The sequence below is a fragment of the Plesiocystis pacifica SIR-1 genome, from assembly GCF_000170895.1.
GTDB classification, from domain to species: domain Bacteria; phylum Myxococcota_A; class Polyangia; order Nannocystales; family Nannocystaceae; genus Plesiocystis; species Plesiocystis pacifica.
In genome coordinates this window covers 12,912-31,167 of record NZ_ABCS01000113.1, presented here as the reverse complement: position 1 = coordinate 31,167, position 18,256 = coordinate 12,912, and the positions used below count along the sequence as shown (strand labels likewise).

At 70.5% G+C, this 18,256-nt stretch carries 14 protein-coding genes; 4 read left to right on the top strand and 10 right to left on the bottom strand.

Going from position 1 to position 18,256, the window contains the following annotated elements; genetic code table 11:
• Positions 1-194 precede the first annotated feature (194 nt).
• The 4 genes from PPSIR1_RS35095 to PPSIR1_RS48665 all read right to left on the bottom strand — a co-directional run bounded on the left by PPSIR1_RS35095 (position 195) and on the right by PPSIR1_RS48665 (position 5,152).
• Complete coding sequence (locus PPSIR1_RS35095; protein WP_006976010.1) at positions 195-2,693, bottom strand: hypothetical protein; 2,499 nt, start codon at positions 2,691-2,693, stop codon at positions 195-197.
• A gap of 89 nt (positions 2,694-2,782) precedes the next feature.
• Complete coding sequence (locus PPSIR1_RS35090; protein ID WP_157596305.1) at positions 2,783-3,340, bottom strand: hypothetical protein; 558 nt, start codon at positions 3,338-3,340, stop codon at positions 2,783-2,785.
• A gap of 8 nt (positions 3,341-3,348) precedes the next feature.
• Positions 3,349-4,890 carry a formylglycine-generating enzyme family protein gene (locus PPSIR1_RS44715; protein ID WP_053335481.1) on the bottom strand — a complete coding sequence of 514 codons (1,542 nt, stop codon included), beginning with the start codon at positions 4,888-4,890 and terminating at the stop codon, positions 3,349-3,351.
• Between the two features lie 58 nt (positions 4,891-4,948).
• Entirely contained in the window at positions 4,949-5,152 is a 204-nt protein-coding gene (locus PPSIR1_RS48665; protein WP_006976007.1) for a hypothetical protein, read from the bottom strand.
• A 527-nt stretch (positions 5,153-5,679) separates the two neighbouring features.
• Between PPSIR1_RS48665 and PPSIR1_RS35080 the strand changes: the two genes are divergently transcribed.
• Positions 5,680-6,132: a hypothetical protein gene (locus tag PPSIR1_RS35080; RefSeq protein WP_006976005.1), complete on the top strand. Its 453-nt coding sequence runs from the start codon at positions 5,680-5,682 to the stop codon at positions 6,130-6,132.
• A 152-nt stretch (positions 6,133-6,284) separates the two neighbouring features.
• Here PPSIR1_RS35080 and solA read toward each other — a convergent pair whose 3' ends face one another.
• Both solA and PPSIR1_RS35070 read right to left on the bottom strand, forming a co-directional pair.
• On the bottom strand, positions 6,285-7,451 hold the full coding sequence (gene solA / locus PPSIR1_RS35075) for an N-methyl-L-tryptophan oxidase (protein WP_232296595.1): 1,167 nt from the start codon (positions 7,449-7,451) through the stop codon (positions 6,285-6,287).
• A gap of 13 nt (positions 7,452-7,464) precedes the next feature.
• Positions 7,465-8,601 (bottom strand): tryptophan 2,3-dioxygenase family protein, encoded by a 1,137-nt coding sequence (locus PPSIR1_RS35070; protein WP_006976003.1) that lies wholly within the window; start codon positions 8,599-8,601, stop codon positions 7,465-7,467.
• 138 nt (positions 8,602-8,739) lie between these two features.
• Here PPSIR1_RS35070 and queC point away from each other — a divergent pair, with 138 nt between their 5' ends.
• The 3 genes from queC to PPSIR1_RS35055 all read left to right on the top strand — a co-directional run bounded on the left by queC (position 8,740) and on the right by PPSIR1_RS35055 (position 12,820).
• Positions 8,740-9,495 (top strand): 7-cyano-7-deazaguanine synthase QueC, encoded by a 756-nt coding sequence (gene queC, locus PPSIR1_RS35065; protein WP_045117371.1) that lies wholly within the window; start codon positions 8,740-8,742, stop codon positions 9,493-9,495.
• A gap of 135 nt (positions 9,496-9,630) precedes the next feature.
• Positions 9,631-11,415 carry a dipeptidyl-peptidase 3 family protein gene (locus PPSIR1_RS35060; protein WP_232296594.1) on the top strand — a complete coding sequence of 595 codons (1,785 nt, stop codon included), beginning with the start codon at positions 9,631-9,633 and terminating at the stop codon, positions 11,413-11,415.
• Positions 11,416-11,584: 169 nt separating this feature from the next.
• The gene (locus tag PPSIR1_RS35055) at positions 11,585-12,820 is read left to right on the top strand and encodes a DUF4215 domain-containing protein (RefSeq protein WP_086001978.1); all 1,236 of its coding nucleotides are present in this window, start codon (positions 11,585-11,587) and stop codon (positions 12,818-12,820) included.
• A gap of 348 nt (positions 12,821-13,168) precedes the next feature.
• Here the strand turns inward: PPSIR1_RS35055 and PPSIR1_RS35050 are convergent, their stop codons facing one another.
• The 4 genes from PPSIR1_RS35050 to PPSIR1_RS35035 are packed head-to-tail and all read right to left on the bottom strand — an operon-like array spanning position 13,169 to position 18,237.
• Positions 13,169-13,768, bottom strand: coding sequence for a hypothetical protein (locus PPSIR1_RS35050; protein ID WP_006975999.1), 600 nt, complete (start codon positions 13,766-13,768; stop codon positions 13,169-13,171).
• A 12-nt stretch (positions 13,769-13,780) separates the two neighbouring features.
• On the bottom strand, positions 13,781-14,938 hold the full coding sequence (locus PPSIR1_RS35045; RefSeq protein ID WP_006975998.1) for a DUF7802 domain-containing protein: 1,158 nt from the start codon (positions 14,936-14,938) through the stop codon (positions 13,781-13,783).
• Positions 14,939-14,969: 31 nt separating this feature from the next.
• Entirely contained in the window at positions 14,970-15,803 is an 834-nt protein-coding gene (locus PPSIR1_RS35040; protein WP_006975997.1) for a nucleotidyltransferase domain-containing protein, read from the bottom strand.
• Positions 15,796-18,237, bottom strand: a complete 2,442-nt coding sequence (locus PPSIR1_RS35035) for a S46 family peptidase (RefSeq protein WP_006975996.1) — start codon at positions 18,235-18,237, stop codon at positions 15,796-15,798. The genes PPSIR1_RS35040 and PPSIR1_RS35035 overlap by 8 nt, the downstream gene beginning before the upstream one ends.
• Positions 18,238-18,256: the final 19 nt, after the last annotated feature.

Below are 18,256 nucleotides of genomic sequence, written 5' to 3'. Positions count from 1 at the left end.
GTGTTCTGGTTTTGGGTGCTGAAGGTTGATGCGGGGCTTGGGTTTCCCTTGGCGCTTGGGCGGCTCCTTGCGCTGGGGGATTCGACCCCCTTGCCCCTTTGTGCCCGTCTTGGTGCGGCGATCGGTGGCTCCGAGTCGAGAGGGGGATGGGCTGCTCGCGCGTGGGTGGATTGGAGCTCGTTGTATTCGTTTGCTCAGTCGAGGGCGCTGGAGCTCAGGCCGCAGAACTCTCCGAGGACGGGGAACTCTTGCCAGCAGACCGGGAGCTCCTTGGGGGTCAGCAGGCCGCTCGACCAAAAGCCCTCGTCGTTGCAGTAGTCGAACTGCTCGCCGCCTTCGAGCTCGCAGGCGACGATGAGGTCGTCGGCTCCGCCGCCGCCGTTGACCATGGGCATGGCGACGCAGGGGCAGGTCCCGGGGAGGACCTCGACGAGCACGGAGCAGCTGGCGTCGGAGTCGATCAGGGGGGAGTTGTTGCCGACCAAGAGGGTGACCTCGCGCCAGCTCGCGGCGTCCGGGGGCTCGGTCGTGAACATTTGGGCGTCGCCGTTGGCGAGGGCGTCGCCGAAGGTCAGCGAGCCCGCCTCGTCGGTGCGGTGGTACCACTCGAGGTGCAGCTGGGGCGGGCAGTCGGCCCCGGGCCGGGCGCGCCACAGGTACTTCTCGACCTCGTAGCTGAGGTCGTCGACAAAGTCGATGCGCGTGCCGGTGGCGTGCCAGGCGAGGGTCTCGGGCAGCGGCAGCTCGGTGGGCTCCGGGGACTCGAGCAGGCCCTGCCCCGCGGCTCCGAGGTCGGAGTAGAGCGCGGTGGTGCTGTCGAAGCGGCAGGTGTCCGCGTTGACCCAGCTCGCGCCGAGGTCCGCGACCTCGCCCTTTTCCCACGCGGGCAGGGGGCCGCCCCCGAAGGGGGTCTCGTAGGCGTCGTGGGGGTCGTCGGGGTCGAGGATGTAGGGGGCCCACCACACCTCGGCCTCCGCGCGCGGGATCAGCCGGGCGTAGCCGCCGGTGGCGGCGCTGCCGAAGGGCTTGGCGGCCGCGGGCGGGACCTCGGGGCAGCTCCCGCCCGAGACGCAGCCGCGCAGCAGGGCGACCTCGCGGAAGAAGCCGAAGGGGTCGCGGCCCTTGGACGCGGCCCAGGTCGGCAGGGGCTCGAGCAGGTCGACCGTCGAGGCGTTGACGCCCGCGTTCATCTCGCTCACCGCGTGGTCGCCGATGGCGTCCAGGAGCGAGTGCAGCTCTGCCAGGTCGTCCCCCGCCGCCGAACCCTCGCGGTCGGTGAGGTACTTGATGTAGTGGCCTTTGCGGTAGCCCCAAAAGCCGTCGGGCGCGATGGCCAGGTCGCCCCACTCCATCCACGGCACGCCGTCCAGGGGGTAGGCCGGCAGCCCGTGGCGGACCCAGGCGGTCTCTCCGGAGATCTCGAAGGCGACGTGCTGCGCCGTGGCCTCTTGAAACCACAGCATCGGCTTGCGCTTCAGGTCGGGGGTGATCGGGTGCGGCCCGGCGAAGGACTGCGGCGTGCGTTTGTGCCACGCCAGCTTGCCCCACCCCCACTGGATCGGATCGTTGGCGTCCATGACGTAGACCTGCTGCTGCCAGTGGAACATCTCGTGGGCCATGGCGTGCACGTAAGGGCGGGTCTGCTCGGTGAAGCAGCCCCCGGCCCACAGCTGCGGGTCGAGCCAGGTCGTGGGCAGCTGCATCCAGCGCTCGGGGTAGTTGGCCGCGGCGAGCGTGGACGAGGAGGTCGTGAAGTCGTAGATGACGATGTGCCAGGGCAGGGGCGTGTGGTCGCCGTAGGCGTCGACGACGAGGGTCCGAAAGCGGCCTTGATACAAATCGAGGATCTTGGTCGCGACCTCGGTGATGCAGGCCTCGACGGTGTCCCCGGCCGTGCCCGCGGGCCAGGTGTGGCGCGGCTCGCCGTCACCCGCGACGCTGACCGGGTAGGCCGTAAAGCGCAGCGGCCCGGTGTGCGGGTGCGCGGTGCCCCAGGTGTGCGAGCCCGGGACGAAGTGCCAGTCGTGGCGGGTGCCGTCGTCCTCGGTGATGTGGAAGGCGTAGGGGCCCAGGGGGTGGGGGAGAAAGTCGGTGTAGCGGGCGAACAGCCACGAGCGCTTCGAGTCCGCCTGGAAGTAGTTCACGGCCTCCCCGCGGTCGTCGAGGGGGTAGAGGCCCAGGCCCAGGCCCGGGGTCTTCGCGGTCTCGCACAAGGTCAGCTCGGCGGCCGCGGCCTCGTCGTCTCGGGTCAGCACGACGTGCTCCTCGAGCCAGGCCCCGGGATCGTCGAGGCCCTCGGCGGCCTCGCCCATGGCCTCGGTGTCCAAGGCGACGCCGGCTTCGAGGGCCTGCTCGACGGTCGGGGTGAGCTCCCGGGGCTCGACCTCGAGCCAGATCGAACCCATGGGCGTCGCGCCGTCGAGGGTGGCCTCGCCCTCGTCCCAGCCCAGGGTCAGCGTCGCGCTCTGGCCAGGCTCGAGGGCGCCGGCGGGGAGGGTCAGCCGGACCGCGGCGATCCACCCGGGCAGCTCCGAGAGCTCGAGCTCGCCGCCCTCGCTGCCGAGGGTCGCGCTGACCGTGTACTGCCCGTCTTCGCCGGTGTCTCCGGCCTCGTCCTCGGAGCCTGCGTCGGCTCCGGGGGCGGCCTTGCAGGCACAGGCGAGGAGGACCAGGGCGACCGCAGCCGTACGCATGCGGAATCATAGCGAGGGGTCTGACGATGTCGTCGTGACCCCTGACCCAGGTCTTGGGTCTTGCTCAGGCTCTTGTCGGGCCTCGGATCTCAGCCCGGGAACAGAGCGCAGGCGCAGGCGCATTCGGGCGGATCGGCGTCGGCCTCGCCCGACCCGCAGGGCTGGAACTCGACCGGCGGGGTCCCGCCGCAAAAGTCCATCAGCACCACCTCGCCGTCGATGGTGGCGTGGAAGGGCGAGGTGAAGGTGTCCTCGCTTTCGCAGCCCACGGCCTGGCCGCAGCCCGCGGCCGTGTCCTGAATGGTCGCGTCGACGCACAGCCCGTAGGACTCGACGGTGCACACGTCGCCCTCGCGGGCGGCGGACAGGCCCGTGATCCAGATGCACGAGGGGTCCAGGGCCGCGGCCTCGCATCCGGCCTGGTCACCAAAGTCGGCGCAGGCCTCCGCGCCCGCGGTGGTCTCTTCCTCTTCTTCTTCTTCTTCCTCGCCGGTGTCCTGGCTGGTCGTGTCCTCGCCGTTGTCGTCGTCGTCTTGCTCCTCGGGGACGCAGCCGAGGGCGAGGCTCGAGCTCAGGCAGGCGAACAGGACAGTATTAAAGGCGACGCGCATACCGTGGTCGTACCACGGCGTGCGCGCGTCGATCATCGCCTGGACTACTCGCCAGGCTCGGCGTCGGGCTCGGCTTGCGTCGGGGCGTCGGTCGGCGCTGGAGCAGGCGCGCTCTGGTTGGGGCCCGCCGGCGCGTCGGCCAGGCCGCGGATGCACCGGGCAAACAGGGGCTGGGCCGGATCGACCTCGACCGCGCCGTAGGTCGCCTCTTCCTCGTCCACGAAGGTCTGCTCGACGGCGCCCTCGCTGGCCCAAAAGGGCCCGGGGCCGCCAAACCAGATCGCGACGGTCTCGATCTCGGCGAGGGTCGGCAGGCGCCAGCCGCCCTTGCCCTCGGCCTCCCCGGGGGCGACGAGCTGGGCGCAAAAGGCCTCGGCCTCGGAGCGGTCGACGGCCTCGGCGACGGCCATGAACAGCTGGTAGTTCTCGCGGTTGAGCACGAGGGGGAGGGGGTTGGCCTTTTGCGGGTTCTCGAGGGCCAGCTCGGCCTCGGCCTCGGTCAGGTCGCGGGCGCAGCGAAAGCCCAGGCGCGGGTGCTGGGCGAGGGTCTTGTCGCCCTCGAAGTTCTCGCTGGGCGCCGGGTTGGCCAGGGCGCTGGCGTCCGCGAGCTGCCACGCACCGGTGCGCGCGCCCATGCGCCCGCCCTTGACGACGTAGCGCGTGCCCAGGTCGCACTCGGACCCGCCGCACAGCTGCTCGGTCCATGCGGCCCGGGACTGCGCGAGGGGTCCGTCGGGGCTGCGGAACGCGGCGCCCTCGGGCAGGTAGGCGCGGAGGTTGCCGTCGGGGTCGAAGGCGTCGGCGACCCACTCCATGGCGTTGCCGCCGAAGCCCTTGAGGCCGAAGTAGCTGATGTCGAGGGGGTCGAAGCCGACGGGGCCGAGGGCCAGGCCGACCTCGTCGCGCAGGCGATCGCCCCAGGGGTAGCGCCAGCCCAGGGGTCCGCGGGCGGCGTACTCCCACTCGGCCTCCGTGGGCAAGCGGGCGCCTCGCCACTCGCAGTAGCTCGCGGCCTGATCGTGGCTCACGCAGGTCTGGGGGAAGGCGTCGAGCTCCTGGCCCTGGGCCTGGGCCTGGGAGGGCGCGCCGTCGCTGCCGTCGACGCAGGTCGCCGGGCTGCACTCGCCCGCGCTCACGCAGTCGGCGTAGGCCCCCCGGGTGATCTCCCAGCCGTCCATCCAATAGGCCGGCAGCGCGTCGGCGACCAGGGGCTGCCCGGGCCACTGCGCGTGGGGTCGGTCGCCCATGCCCTTGACGTCCATGCGCGTGGGCGGGGGCAGGTCGCCGCGCCAAAAGTCGCCCGCTGGGATCATCACCTCGCCGCCGTGCTTGCTCTCGAAGGCCTGGTTGCGCAGGCGGATGCACTGGCCGTCCTTGTCGATCCCGCGCCCGCGCGGACACTCCTCGGCGTTGGCGACGGGGATCTCGTCAGGGAGCTCCTTGCCTTCGTAGGGCACGCCCGCGGGGATCGTCGTGGGCTCGTCGTAGGCCGCCGGCTCACCCTTGGAGGCGCTCGTTCCAGCGTCGCAGCCAGCGAAGGCCGCGATCATCACCACCGCCGCGGGCACTCGGATCTTGGATCGCACCGCGGGAGATGACCACGGCGGGGGCGATCGGACAAGAGCCAACGCCGTTGGCGAAGGCTCAGGATTCGCGGTGGTCGACCACGCGTGCGCGGTGCAAGAGCGCGAGCACCACGAAGTTGGCGAGGATGATCAGCAACACCCAGACCAGCGACCACGGCAGCCCGGCGACGCGCGGCTCGATGTGGTCGCCGAGCCAGGTGTGGACCGGCGCGACGAGGGCCGCCGTGGCCAATGCGAAGTAGACGACCGCGGCCCGAACCACCCAGACGCGTGTGGGCGCCCCGCCATCGCTGGCGGGAGATCGCGCAGCATCGCGCTCACCGGATGGGTAGGGATCCACGGGCGCATTAGAGCACTCGAGTTCGAGCGAGCGCGGATCTGGGCATCGAAAAACTCGAACTGAGGAATCAATGCGTGCAAAGCGCCGCGCCTGAGCCTGCCGGCGGATTTTGCGCATTGACTGACGGGTCCATCAGAGATCTCCCTTCGAGGACCCAGGGCGGCGAAATGGCGATCCAAACGGCGTTGGCGCGCGTAACGGCGAGTGCGCCACCGACGTAACTCGGGAGGGTGGCGCGCTAGTGCCGCACGAACAGCCGTCTGGCTAGCGGCCAGGTGGCTCTACTGGCGCCGGTTGAAAACTGGGCCATCATGTTCAAGGGGCGACAATCCCGCGCCCCCCTGGAAAGAGGTAGACCAATGAGTCTTCTAGCGAATATCGATCATCTCGCCGTCGCGGCTGGCATCGAAGCCGTCGTCGTCGACGCCGCATCGCGGGAACACCGCGGTGTGGACAGTTGGCGTCCCGTCCTCGATGGCGCCCTCGACCTGTTCAAGCGCACCGAAGAAAAGAGCATTCGGCTCGTCGTCGGCAAGCACACCATCGTCGTTCAAAAAGAGAACGAAGAGACCGTCGCGGTCGTCCTGCCCACCGGCCACGCCATCGCCAAGTCCCTGCGTCGGATGATCCGCCGCATGGCTCGCAAGGATCGTGGACCGCTGCCCAAGGCCAAGCTCGAGGAGCTCGCCGCTCGCTCCGGTCGCCCGACGGCACCGGTGACCCCGAGCGCTCAGCCCACGACCGCGCCCCCTGCCCCCGCGCCCGCACCGGCCCAGCCGACGACCAACGTCGCGCCGCCGCCCGTGCCCGCCGCTGCTCCCGAGCCCGAGGCCCCCGCCGCCCCGACGCCGGCCCCCAGCACCTCGTCCGGACCGACCGGCGGGGGCATCACGAGCTTCTAGCTCCGTCGTTCGACGGGTTCGGCCGAGCCGACCCCACTTTCCACAATCGATGCTTCGCTAGCGCGCCCGCGCGCGGTGGATGGATTCACGAGACCCTCCTCGTGAAACCCGTCCGCCTGCGCGCGTGTTTGCCGTGCGCGCTCGGCTGGAGATCAAACTCGAGCCAGGTGCCGAGCGGTCGAGAAGCGCTCGAGCCACAGCTCGCTGCGTCCGCGCGTCGCCAGGTCGGCGAGCATCAGGCCGATCGCCGGGGCGAACTTGAAGCCGTGGCCCGAGAAGCCCGAGGCGATCGTGACCCGCTCGTCTTCGGGGTGGCGGTCGATCCAAAAGTCCTCGCTGGGCGTGTTGGTGTACAGGCAGGTCGTCGTGGCTGCGAAGCCCCCCGCGGCGCTCGGCAGGTAGCGATCCACGAAGGCGCGCAGGGGCTCGAGGTCGCGCGCGTGGATGCGGCGATCGACCTGGTCCGCGTCGTCTTCGTGGGCCTCGTAGAGCCACGCGAACGCGGGGTCCGTGGACGAGTGGCAGGCGAGCTTCGCCCCCGCTTCGCCGACGCCGTGATCGGGGAAGCCGTAGAAGAAACCCTCGGGCACGAAGGCGCCCCAGGTCGGCATGTCGCGCAGGGCCGGCGTCTGGCGCAGGGCCCACGCGAGCACGCGCCGGTAGACGGCGAGCTGGACCTGTCCCGGGCCGCGCAGGCCACCGGGGAAGAGCTCGGCCGTGCGCGCGCCGGCGGCCACGATCAGGTGGTCGCCGCGGATCACGGCGCCGTCTTCGAGGAGCACCCCGGGCGCGTCCGTGCCGAGGATCAGCTCGCGCACCCGGGCGCCGTAGCGCAGCTGGGCGCCCGCGGCCTCGGCCTCGCGACGCAGGGCGTCGAGGCACGCGCGCACGCGCAGGTAGCCGCTGTCGGGGGACAGGCACGCGCCCCAGCCCGAGGGGATCACGAAGGGGTAGCGGCGCCCGGCCTCGGCCGCGTCGAGGAGCTCGTGGGGGATGTCGTGCTCGACGAGCGCGCCCATGGCCGCCTGAAAGTCCGGATGATCGGGCGCGCCGAACTCGAGCAAGCCGCAGCGCACGAGCAGCTCCTGGCCCGCGCGCGCCCCGAGGGCCGTCCACTCGGCGTCGGCCCGGCTGACCAGGGACACGTAGTCCGAGCTCTCGTGGTAGGCGTGGCGAATGATGCGGGTGTGCCCGCCGTGGCTGCCGAGGGCGTGGACGTGCTCGAAGCGCTCGAGCAGCGTGACGGCGCGACCGGTCCGGGCGAGGGCCCAGGCCGCGGCCAGGCCCATGGTCCCGCCGCCGACGATCACGACCTTCATCGCGTTCACGCCCTCACGCGTTGGTGTCGTCGTCGGCGGCGACGAAGCCGTAGTAGCTCGGGTTTTGCAGCTCGGGCAGGGCCGACTGGCGCAGCAGCAGGGTGCGCACGGCCCAGACGTCGCGGAACACCCGGTACTTGAGGGCGGTCTGGTCGAGGTACTCGACGCCCGCCGAGCCGCCCGTGCCCGTGCGCCGGCCGATGACCCGCTCGACCATGCGGGCGTGGCGTTGACGGAAGATCACGAAGGCCTGCTCGAGGGCGACGATCGAGTCGATCACCTCGCGCGGCCACGCCAGCAGGGGCAGCTCGCGGTAGCTCTCGATGAACAGCAAGGCCGCGCGGATGCGGGCGCGACGGCTCCGCTCGTCGGCGCTCGTGTCCTCGGGCAGGTCCTCGGCGAGCAGGAAGGCCCGGGTGCTCTCGGCCTCGCGGAGGTAGCGGGCGTCGAGGCGCTCGCGGTCCTCGGGGGTCAGGGCCTCGCTCATCGCCCGCTGGCGGTTGCGATCGATCTCGCGGGCGTGGGCCTCGATGAAGCCCTCGGCGACGCCGCGCACGTGCTCCTCGTCGCCGATGTCGTCGGGCAGGGAGCCGTCGATGGGCGTGCGGTAGAGCCACTCGTCGAGGGCCACGCGCAGGCTGGGCAGGTCCTCGAGGCGGGCCTGGACGCGCCTCGACGCCGGCGAGGGCGAGCCGTCGGGGTTTTGCAGGGCGCGCAGGTAGGTCTCGTGGCCCAGGGGGATGCGGTCCGCGGACTGCAGGCCCATGATGATCTCGATCTCGCGCAGCTGCGCCGACTGGAAGCCGCTGGCCGGGTAGAGCTTGTCGCGGAAGGCGAGGTAGTCCCGGGTCGTCAGCGTCTCCATCAGCGCGAAGTGGCTGGCGACCTGCCCGAACAACAGCACCGTGCGACGCAGGCCCCGGACCGCGCTCGACAGCGACTGCTCGGCGACGTGGCGCTGGGCGAAGAGGTCGCGGATCAGCACCAGCTCGCGCAGCGCGAGCTTGAACCACAGCTCGTCGATCTGGTGGACGACGACGAACATCACCTCGTCGTTGCGCATGGTGTCCTCGCCCTCGAGCCCGCTCTGCAGGGCCAGGAGCTCCTCGACCTTGATGTAATTCCAATAGGTCATCGGCTTGGCGGGCATGCGTGGACGTTGCCAAGAAGGCCCTGACTCGACAACGGCGACGACTCACGCCGCTCGCCGCGGGCCGCGTTTGGGCCTTGTGGCTGCTCACGCGGCCGTGCGCTCCACGCCCTGGGATCGCGGTTGTAGGCTCCCGCGATGGCAGACAGCAGTCCTCGGCGCGGCGCGCCAGCGGTGGTCCTGCTCAGCGGCGGCCTCGACTCGACCACGGTCCTGGCGATCGCCGCGCGCGAGGCTGGCCAGCGCGTGCACGCCCTGAGCTTCGCCTACGGCCAGCGCCACGCCCTCGAGCTCGGGTGCGCGGCCCGGCAGGCGCGGCGCTTCGACGCGGCCGCCCACGAGGTCGTCGACCTGAGCCACCTCGGCCGCCTGGTCGCGCCCGCGACCTCCCTCGTCGCCGCCAGCGAGCTCGCGGTGCCCGACGCCGAGGCGCGCCAGCGCCAGCTCGAGCGCGGCGAGGCCGAGGCGATCCCCAGCACCTACGTGCCGGCGCGCAACACCTTGTTCCTGAGCTACGCCCTGGCCTGGGCCGAGGTCGTGGGCGCGCGGGACATCTGGCTCGGGGTCAACGCCGTCGACTACTCGGGCTACCCCGACTGCCGCCCGGAGTTCGTCGCGGCCTTCGAGGCCATGGCCCGGCTCGCGACCAAGGCCACGGACGTCCGCGTCCGCGCGCCGCTCATCGACCTCGAAAAGGGCGCGATCATCGAGCGCGGCCTGGGCCTCGGCGTCGACTATGGCGATACCACCAGCTGCTACGACCCGAGCAGCGTCGGCGAGCCGGGGTCCGCGGACGAGCGCCCGCTGGCCTGCGGACGGTGCGAGTCGTGCATGCTGCGGCGCCAGGGCTTCGCCGCCGCCGGGGTCGAGGATCCGACCCGCTACGCCGACTGAGCTGGGCTGAGTTGGATTGAGTCGTGGACGTGGGGCAGGGAGGTCCACGACGGCTAAAATGGAAAGAGACTGTGGATTCATTCACAGTCTCGGGCCGGCTTTGTTTGAACCTTCGTTCATGCGATGTTGCGCCCCGTGACGCGCCCTCGAACTGTCCGCCTCGCCTCGCTCGTCTCCGCCTCCGCGCTGCTGGGTCTCGGCGCCTGCGGCCCCTCGACCAACCCCGACGAGGCCAGCACCGGCGAGGCCCCCGACCCCGGCGGCCCGCTGTCCGAGCTCCTCGTCAGCGAGTACGCCCTGGGCACGGAGGCCGCGACCGCCGAGGTCCTCCAGGCCAAGGTCGATCAGTTCGTCCCCGTGGTCCTCGAGGCCGACCTGGCCTCGCTGCCCGAGGGCGAGCAGGAGGCCCTCGCCGCGCTCATCGAGGCCGCGCGCCTGCTCGACCCCGTGTTCGACCGCCAGGTGTGGGTCGACTACCCCGGCCACGAGGCCCGGCTCGAGGCGGCGGCCCAGGCCGAGGGCGCCGGGGAGCTCGAGCGCCTGCGCCTCGACTACTTCCAGATCATGCGCGGGCCCTGGGATCGCCAGGACCACTTCGCGCCCTTCGCCATCGACATCGCCCACCCGCCGGGCGCCGGCTTTTACCCGCCGGGCCTGAGCGCCGAGGACTTCCGGGCCTACGCCGACGCCCACCCCGCGCGGCGCGGCGAGCTCGAGAGCCTGTTCACCGTGGTCCAGCGCGATCCGCAGGCGCCGGCCGAGCTCGTCGCCGTGCCCTACAGCCAGGCCTTCGCCCAGTGGCTCGAGCCGGCGGCCGAGCGCATGCGTGCGGCCGCCGAGCTGACCAGCAACGAGTCCCTGGCGACCTTCCTGCGCTCGCGCGCCGACGCCTTCGCCAGCGACGACTACTACCAGTCGGACAAGGACTGGATGGACCTCGACAGCCGCGTCGAGGCGACCATCGGGCCCTACGAGACCTACGAGGACGAGCTGCTCGGGCTCAAGGCCAGCTTCGAGGCCTTCGTCACCGTGTCCGACCCCGACGCCAGCAAGAAGCTCTCGGTCTACAAGGAGTGGCTGCCCAAGATGGAGCAGCACCTGCCCGTCGACGACGCGGTCAAGACCCAGCGCGGCGCCGAGAGCCCGATCCGCGTCGTCGACCTGGTGTTCACCTCTGGCGACGCGCGCAAGAGCGTGCAGACCATCGCCTTCAACCTCCCCAACGACGAGCGCGTGCGCAAGGAGAAGGGGGCCAAGAAGGTCATGCTGCGCAACGCCATCAACGCCAAGTTCGACGCGATCATGACCCCCATCGCCGAGCGGGTGATCGTCGCCGAGCAGCTGCCCATGCTCAGCCAAGACGCCTTCTTCAACGAGGTCCTGTTCCACGAGCTCAGCCACAGCCTGGGCCCGGCGACGGTCAAACAGGGCGACCGGGAGATCGAGGTCCGCGTCGCCCTCGGGGCCAGCTACTCCCCCCTCGAGGAGGGCAAGGCCGACGTCATGGGCGCGTGGAACATCCTCTACATGATCGACGAGGGCCTGTTCCCCAAGGACTTCCGCGAGCCCCTGCTGGTCACCTACTTCGCCGGGCTGTTCCGCAGCGTCCGCTTTGGCGTGGCCGAGGCCCACGGCAAGGGCGCGGCCTTCCAGATCAACCGCTTCCTCGAGGCCAAGGCCGCGACCTTCGACGCCGAGACGGGCAAGTTCACCGTCGACCCCGCCAAGCTCGAGCAGGCCATCGAGGCGCTGGTCCGCGACGTCGTCATGCTCCAGCACGCGGGCGACAAGGGGGCCGTCGACAGCTTCCTCGACACCTACGCCGTGGTCTCGCCGGAGATGGAGCAAGCCCTGGGCTCGCTCTCGGGTATCCCCATCGACATTCGCCCCGTGTATCCAGCTGCGGGCGAAACGCGTTGAACGCAGGGCGTGTTCGACCTGGGTCCGCCTTTGCCGCGCTCGCATGAATCATGGTTTTGACGCGGCGAACAGCCGACTGCGGCGTCGACACCGGGCGTCGCTGCGCCCCGAGATTTGGAGACGGCTCCCCCACTTTGCGATGGGAGATTAGGTCGTATCATCCCGGGTCATGACGACTACTCTTCGCTTGATCCGAGTGACCTCGCTGACCTGCGGCATCGCGCTGCTGAGCGCGTGCCCCTCCGACGACGGCGCCGGCTCAGACGATGTCGGCGAGGCCGGCACGGAGGAAGAGAGCACCGAGGAGGGCCCGACGAGCACCTGCGGCGACGGCATCGTCGAGGGCGAGGAGCAGTGTGACCTCGGCGCGGGCAACAGCGACAGCGGCTCGTGCACCTCCGCGTGCACCGTGGCCGAGTGCGGCGACGGCTTCGTCTACACCGAGTTCGAGGAGTGCGACGACGGCAACGACTCCAACAACGACGCGTGCACCAACCAGTGCACCGCGGCCATGTGCGGCGACGGCTACGTCCAGCCCGGCGAAGAGTGCGACGACGGCAACGACAACAACGGCGACGACTGCAACAACGCCTGCCTGCCCGGGAACTGCGGCGACGGGATCATCCAGGAGGGCGAGCAGTGCGACGACGGCAACACCGACACCGACGACGAGTGCCCCGCCTGCGAGCTCGCCTACTGCGGTGACGGCTACGTCCAGGCCGGCGTGGAGGAGTGCGACGACGGCAACGACTCGAGCAACGACGAGTGCGTGGCGACCTTTTGCACCTTCAACGTGTGCGGCGACGGCCACATCTACGAGGGCGTGGAGGAGTGCGACGACGGCAACCTCGCGGACACCGACGCCTGCCCCAGCACCTGCACCGAGGCCGTGTGCGGCGACGGCTTCATCCAAGAGGGCGTGGAGGAGTGCGACGACGCCAACGACGTCGACGACGACTTCTGCCAAAACGGCTGCATCTCCAACGGCTACTTCGAGGACTTCGAGACCGGCGACCTGATGACCCTGCCGTGGGTGACCTCGGGCAACGCCGTGTGGTTCGCCGGCCCCGCTGGGGCCTACGGCGGCAGCGAGTACGGGGGCGTGTCCGGGAACATCGGCAACAGCGGCACGAGCAGCCTCGAGGTCGTGCTCGAGATGCCCCAGGACGGCGAGGTCCGCTTCTGGCACAGCGAGAGCACCGAGAACAACTTCGACTACCTGCGCTTTTTCATCGACGACACCGAGCAGGACACCTGGTCCGGGATGAACGCCTGGGCCGAGGCCGTCTACCCCGTGAGCACTGGCATGCACACCTTCCGGTGGAGCTACACCAAGGACGGCTCGCTCGACGGCGGGCAAGACACGGTCTACGTCGACGACATCTACATCGGGCCGCCGAATTGATTTTGACCCCCGCGTGGGCTGGGGGACTGGGGCTGCAGCGGGCCTGCTCGCGCAGGTCCTCTCGTCGCTTCGCTCCTCGGGCAGGGTCGCTCGTGGGCGCTAGGGGGCATGTGGTCACCCCCTGGGAGGGGGTGCTCTCTGGCGGGGATGAAGGACGCCTGGGTAGCGGGACACGCCAAACCAGAGCTGATCTTCACCCCCGCCAAAAACATTCCTCCCCGTCGCCCCGACCTCGAGCCGTAGCGAGCGTAGGTGGAGGAAACGCGCGCAGAGAGCGAAGCTCAACAACCCCGCTGCGAGCAGCATTGGTCCAACGAATCCGCTGCCAGGAGCACGGGCTCAACGAGCCTACTCCAACACCACCCCACCCACCGCCTGCCAACACATCGGCCCGCAGGGATCCGGCTGCTCCGCCTCCCCGCCATCGATCGCCATCTCCCCAGCAAACAACACCTCTCGCCCAAGCTCGACCTCATAGCTCACCGACTCGAAGGGCTCGGCGTTCGGGTTCAACTCCGCGTCGAAGAAGGGGTTGGTCAAGAACACGGTCACCGCCGACTCGGTCCAGCTGAGGTCCGTGAACGCGAACCCAAAGCAGGACTTCTCCCCCTCGGGGGCGGCCTCGACCGAGCAGATCAAGTCGTGATTGGGGAGCGTGATGTAGAAGCGGTGCGGCCCCTCGTCGAGGTTGAGGGCGTGCTCGAAGGTCAGCGTGAGGGTCGAGTTGCACTCGACCCCGGTGCACGGCTCGCCAGTCTCGGTCTCGGTGCCGGTCTCCGAGCTCGTATCGGTTTCGGTGCTCGTATCGGTCTCAGTATCCGAGCTCGTGTCGGTGTCAGTCTCGGTGACCTCGCTCTCCGAGCTCCCGAGCTCGTCGTCGCCCGGCTCGGCGGCGGGGCAGCCGAGCAGCGAGACACAGGGGATCACCAACCACTTCGCCGAGCGCATGATTCGACCATATCAGCGCCGTCGCCAGCGCAGCAGGCCGAAGAAGCTGGCGATGCCGACGGCGGCGAGCAGGCTGACGCCGCCGAGCCAGGCGGCGAAGTCGTGGTGGGCCTTGCCGCAGACGGTGAACCAGCGCGTGCCCTCCGCGGGGAGCTGGTCGACGCAGCTGAAGTCGTAGGCCTCGTCGAAGTCGGTGGCGCACAAAAATTCGTAGCGGGTCATGCCGGTGATGTCGGTCTGCTCGACGTAGCACTGGCCGACGGTCTGGTGCACGCCGAGGCTCTGGTGGGTGGCGGGGTCGAAGGCGAGGTGCACGACGACGAACATCGCAAAGTAGGCGACGAGGGCGGCGAACAAGAACAGGTCCTCGGGGCGCTTGGGGCCGGCGAGGCGGGTCTCGCCGAAGGCCCCGGCCTTGGCCACGCGCCACAGGCCCAGGCCCAGGTAGAGCAGGGAGCCGACGGTCAGGGCGACGTAGCCGGGGGTGCCGCCGTCGAGCTGCTGGAGGATGGTCATCTGGACCATCATCACCAAGGTGGTCAGGCCGGCGATCATCGCCAGGGCCTTGGCGAAGGTCGCGGCGGAGACCTCGGGGTCGCGGCGCAGGTTGAAGTCGAGCAGGCCCGCGAAGGCGCCGACGAAGGTCAGGATCCACAGGCTGCTGCTGGTCGGCGCGCCGAGGATGCGGGTCAGGATCGGCGGGTCGGTGTCGTGCCAGGTCCACCACAGGTACTTGGCCCCGGTGATGTCGTAGGGCGCGTAGAAGATCATCGCCAGCAGGCCGCTGAACACCGCGATGCCCAGCCAGTCGAGGCGCTCGAGTCGGCGCACCGCGACCGTCGGGTAGTACATGAAGCACACGTAGACGCAGGGGATGTACAGCGGCAGCCGCGGCGTCAGCATGATCGTGGCCTGGGCCTGCCAAAAGTTGTTGACCAGGGGCAGGGCCATGAAGATCAGGTCGTTGACCGTGCCGGCGACCAGCGCGGCGATCCAGATCAGCAGGTGGTCCCGGCCGCTGCGCCAGGCGTGGATCAGGGCCGCGATCGCAAAGCCCATGAACATGTACTCGCCGAACAGGAAGCTGGGCAGGTCGGCCCACTGTTCGGTCACGCTGCCAAAGCGCTCCCAGGGCAAGGTGGGGTCCGCGAACACGTCCGGGGCGAGCACGGGCGCAGCTTACCCCGAGCGGGTAGAGCCTCTAAATGGAGGCGATGCGCTGATCGACGAGCCAGTCGTCGATGGCCTGGGCGGCCTCCGGCTCGGGGGCCTCGGGCAGCGCGGAGTCCTCGCGGGCCTGGTCGAGGCGGGCGAAGGCGCGGTCCATGAGCGCGACGACACGCGCGTCGGTCCACGCCTCGGGGAGCTGACCCAGCTCGGCGCCGCGCTTGCACGCGATCAGCTCGGGGACCTCGACGAAGCCGTAGCGCTCCCACAGCGCGCCCAGGTCCGGGTTGACCTCGCCGGTCTCGAGCAGGTGCACGCCGGTCACGGCGGTCCGCAGCACGTAGAGGACCTTCTTGGCCTTGGGCTGCTCGCCTGCGGCGATCGCCGCGTCGACGACCTTGCGCTGGCTGTAGGCGAAGCCGCGGTAGTGGTTGTGCGCCCGGCGCGAGAGGCAGGCGCGGGCGTGGGCGCGGAAGCCGTCGAGGTCGAAGTTGGGGTCGGCGTGGAGGGGGGCGCGGTCGAACACGCGCTCGAGCATGTTGCCGTTGCCCTTGAGCACGCCGTGCACGGCCTGGCCGAGCTCGTTGACGGTGTAGTCGACCTCGACCTTGGCGGGCTCGCCCCCGTCTGCGCGGGGGACCTCGAGCCACTCGAGGCGGTCGGCGGCTCCGGGGGCGCTGCCCAGGCCGAGCAGGCGCCGCGTGGGCGCGAGCCAGATGCCCTTGAGGTCGACGTCGCTGTCGGCCGAGGCGAAGCCGTAGGCGTGGGCGCCAGCGAGGGAGACCAGCAAGACCCGGCGCTTGGGCAGCTCCTCGGCGAACAGCTGGTCCGTGGCGGCGCGCTGGTCGGGGGTCAGGGCGTCAGTCACGGTTGGTCTCTTTCTGGGCCTTCTGGGCCTGCTTGGCTTCACGACGCCGCGCGGCGGCCGTGGCCGCGCCCAGGATGATGAGGCCGACGCCGAGGAAGACCAGGGGCAGGGCGCCGTCGTCGGAGCTCGAGCAGCCGCAGCCGCCCTTGCTCGCGGCCGCGTCGGCGCCGGGTTGGTCCTTGGCGGCGTCGCCCTCGCCCTCCTCGGCCTTGGCCGGGGGCCCCTGGTAGTCGGCGACGCCGAGCTCCTCGAGCAGGTGGTCGGCGCCCGCGACCTCGAGGTTCCAGTAGAGGTAGCGCGCGTCGGAGATGACGTTGCGCGAGTGGGTGGTCCGCCAGGCGTAGTCGCCAGCCACGTTCTCCCACACGCGGTCGAAGTTGAAGCCGATCAGCCGGCCCTTGCCGTCGATCACGGGCGAGCCCGAGTTGCCCCCGGTGGTGTCGCCGTCGGCGAGGAAGCACACCGGCACGTCGCCGAGCTCGGGGTCGATCCAGCGCGACTCCTTGGCGGTCTTGGCCGCCTCGAGCACGGGCGCGGGCAGGTTGAACTCGCCCTCGCCGGTGTGCTTGGCGACCGCGCCGGCGACCATGGTCTGCGGCACCTGGGTCTCCCCGTCCCACTTGTCGTAGCCCTTGACGGTCGCGTGGGACATGCGCAGCGTGCTGTTGGCGTCGGAGTAGACCGGCTGCCCGCGCAGCTTCGAGGCCAGCTCGAAGTAGGCCGGCGCGAGCACGGCCAGGCGCCCGCGCTCGGCCTGCTCGACGGCCTCGAGGGCCTCGAGCTCGGACACGAGGGCGCGGGCGAGGACGATCATCGGGTCCTTGCTCTTGGCGACGGCCTTGGGGTCGTCGAACAGGGTCTCGAGCGTGTCGAGGTCGGCGAGGGCCGAACCCTCGAGGGCCTTGGTCGCGGCCTCGCGGTAGGGGTCGATGGGCGCCTCGCTGGCCTTCCCGGGCTGCGCGCTGCCCTTGGCCCCGCCCAGCACCGCGTCGAAGCCCGGGCTGCGCTGGTCCTCGCCGAGGCCGTCGGCGACGCGCATGAAGGAGGCGAGCAGCTCGACGTCGACGCCCGCGTCGTGGTCCTTGGTCAGCTGCTCGAGGCTGTTCCACAGCCGGTCCTTGTCGCGGTCGCGGTAGCCCGACTTGCGCTCGAGGTCGTCCTTGCCGCGGTTGTCGGCCCAGGTCACCAGCTTCTGGGCGATGACCAGGCTGCGCGGGGCGTAGCGCAGGTTGTGGAGCAGGAAGGCCAGCGGCCCGCGCTCGGTCCGGGCCGTGGAGATCGCGGCCAGGCCGTCGAGGGTCGCCTTGGCCGCCTCGCCCTGGGCCTCGAGGCGCTTGTCCTCGCCCTGGCGCGTGGCCAGCAGGTTCATCTTGGCCAGCCCCGCGATCTTGCCGGCCGCGTTCTTGCGCCGGTTGGCGAGGCTCTTTTTGGTCGCCGCGACCTTGATCTTCACGGCCTCGTCTTTTTCGCCGGCGGCCTCGAGGATGGCGATCCACTCGCTGTAGAGGGCGTCGCGGCGGGGCAGCCAGACCTTCTCGTGGCGCTCGAGCTCGGCCGACCACAGGTAGCGCTCGGTCTTGCCGGGGTAGCCGAGGATGCCGACGAAGTCGCCCGGGTTGACGCCCTCGGTCGAGGGCTCGAGGAAGTGGCCGGGGTTGTAGGGGGCGTTGCCCTCCTGGCCCGCGGGGGCGGGCTCGTTGTCGGCGCTGGCGTAGACGCGCAGCAAGGAGAAGTCGCCGGTGTGCCGCGGCCACATCCAGTTGTCGGTTTCGCCGCCGTACTCGCCGATCGCCGCGGGCGGGGCGTAGACCAGGCGCAGGTCCTCGAACTCGACGTACTCGTGGAGCTCGTAGCGCGAGCCCATGAAGAAGCCCGCGACCCGGCAGTGGCGGTGGTCGGCCGCGGCCTCGCAGGCGTCGACGAGCTCGTTGCGGGCCTTCTCGATCGCCTTGGCCCGGGCGGCGTCGTCCTCGACGCCCTCGACGGCCTTGGCGATGGTCTCGGTGACGTCGGTGATCTCGCGCAGGGCTCGGACGCTGCGCCCCGGGGCGGGCAGCTCCTCGTCGCGGGTCTTGGCCAGGAAGCCGTCCTCGATGTAGTCGTGCTCGACGGTCGAGTTGGCCTGGAGCGCTCCGTAGGCGCAGTGATGGTTGGTGGCGACGAGGCCGTCGGAGCTGATGAAGGCCGCCGAGCAGCCGCCGAGCCACACCGAGGCGCGCATCAGCCCGCCGTCGGACTCCGTGCCCGCGTCGCGCCACAGCTGATCGGCGTCGAGCTCGAGGCCGTCTTGCTTGGCGCGCTCGATGATCTCCTCGAGCTGGCCGGGCTTCCACTGGCCCTCGTTCGCGGACGCCACGCCCGAGCCCGAGAGCGTCAGGCCGACGGACAGGCCGAAGAGCAGGGTCGACGAGAGGACGAGGCGGCGCGAGGACATGGGCCTGTCTTATTCGTGA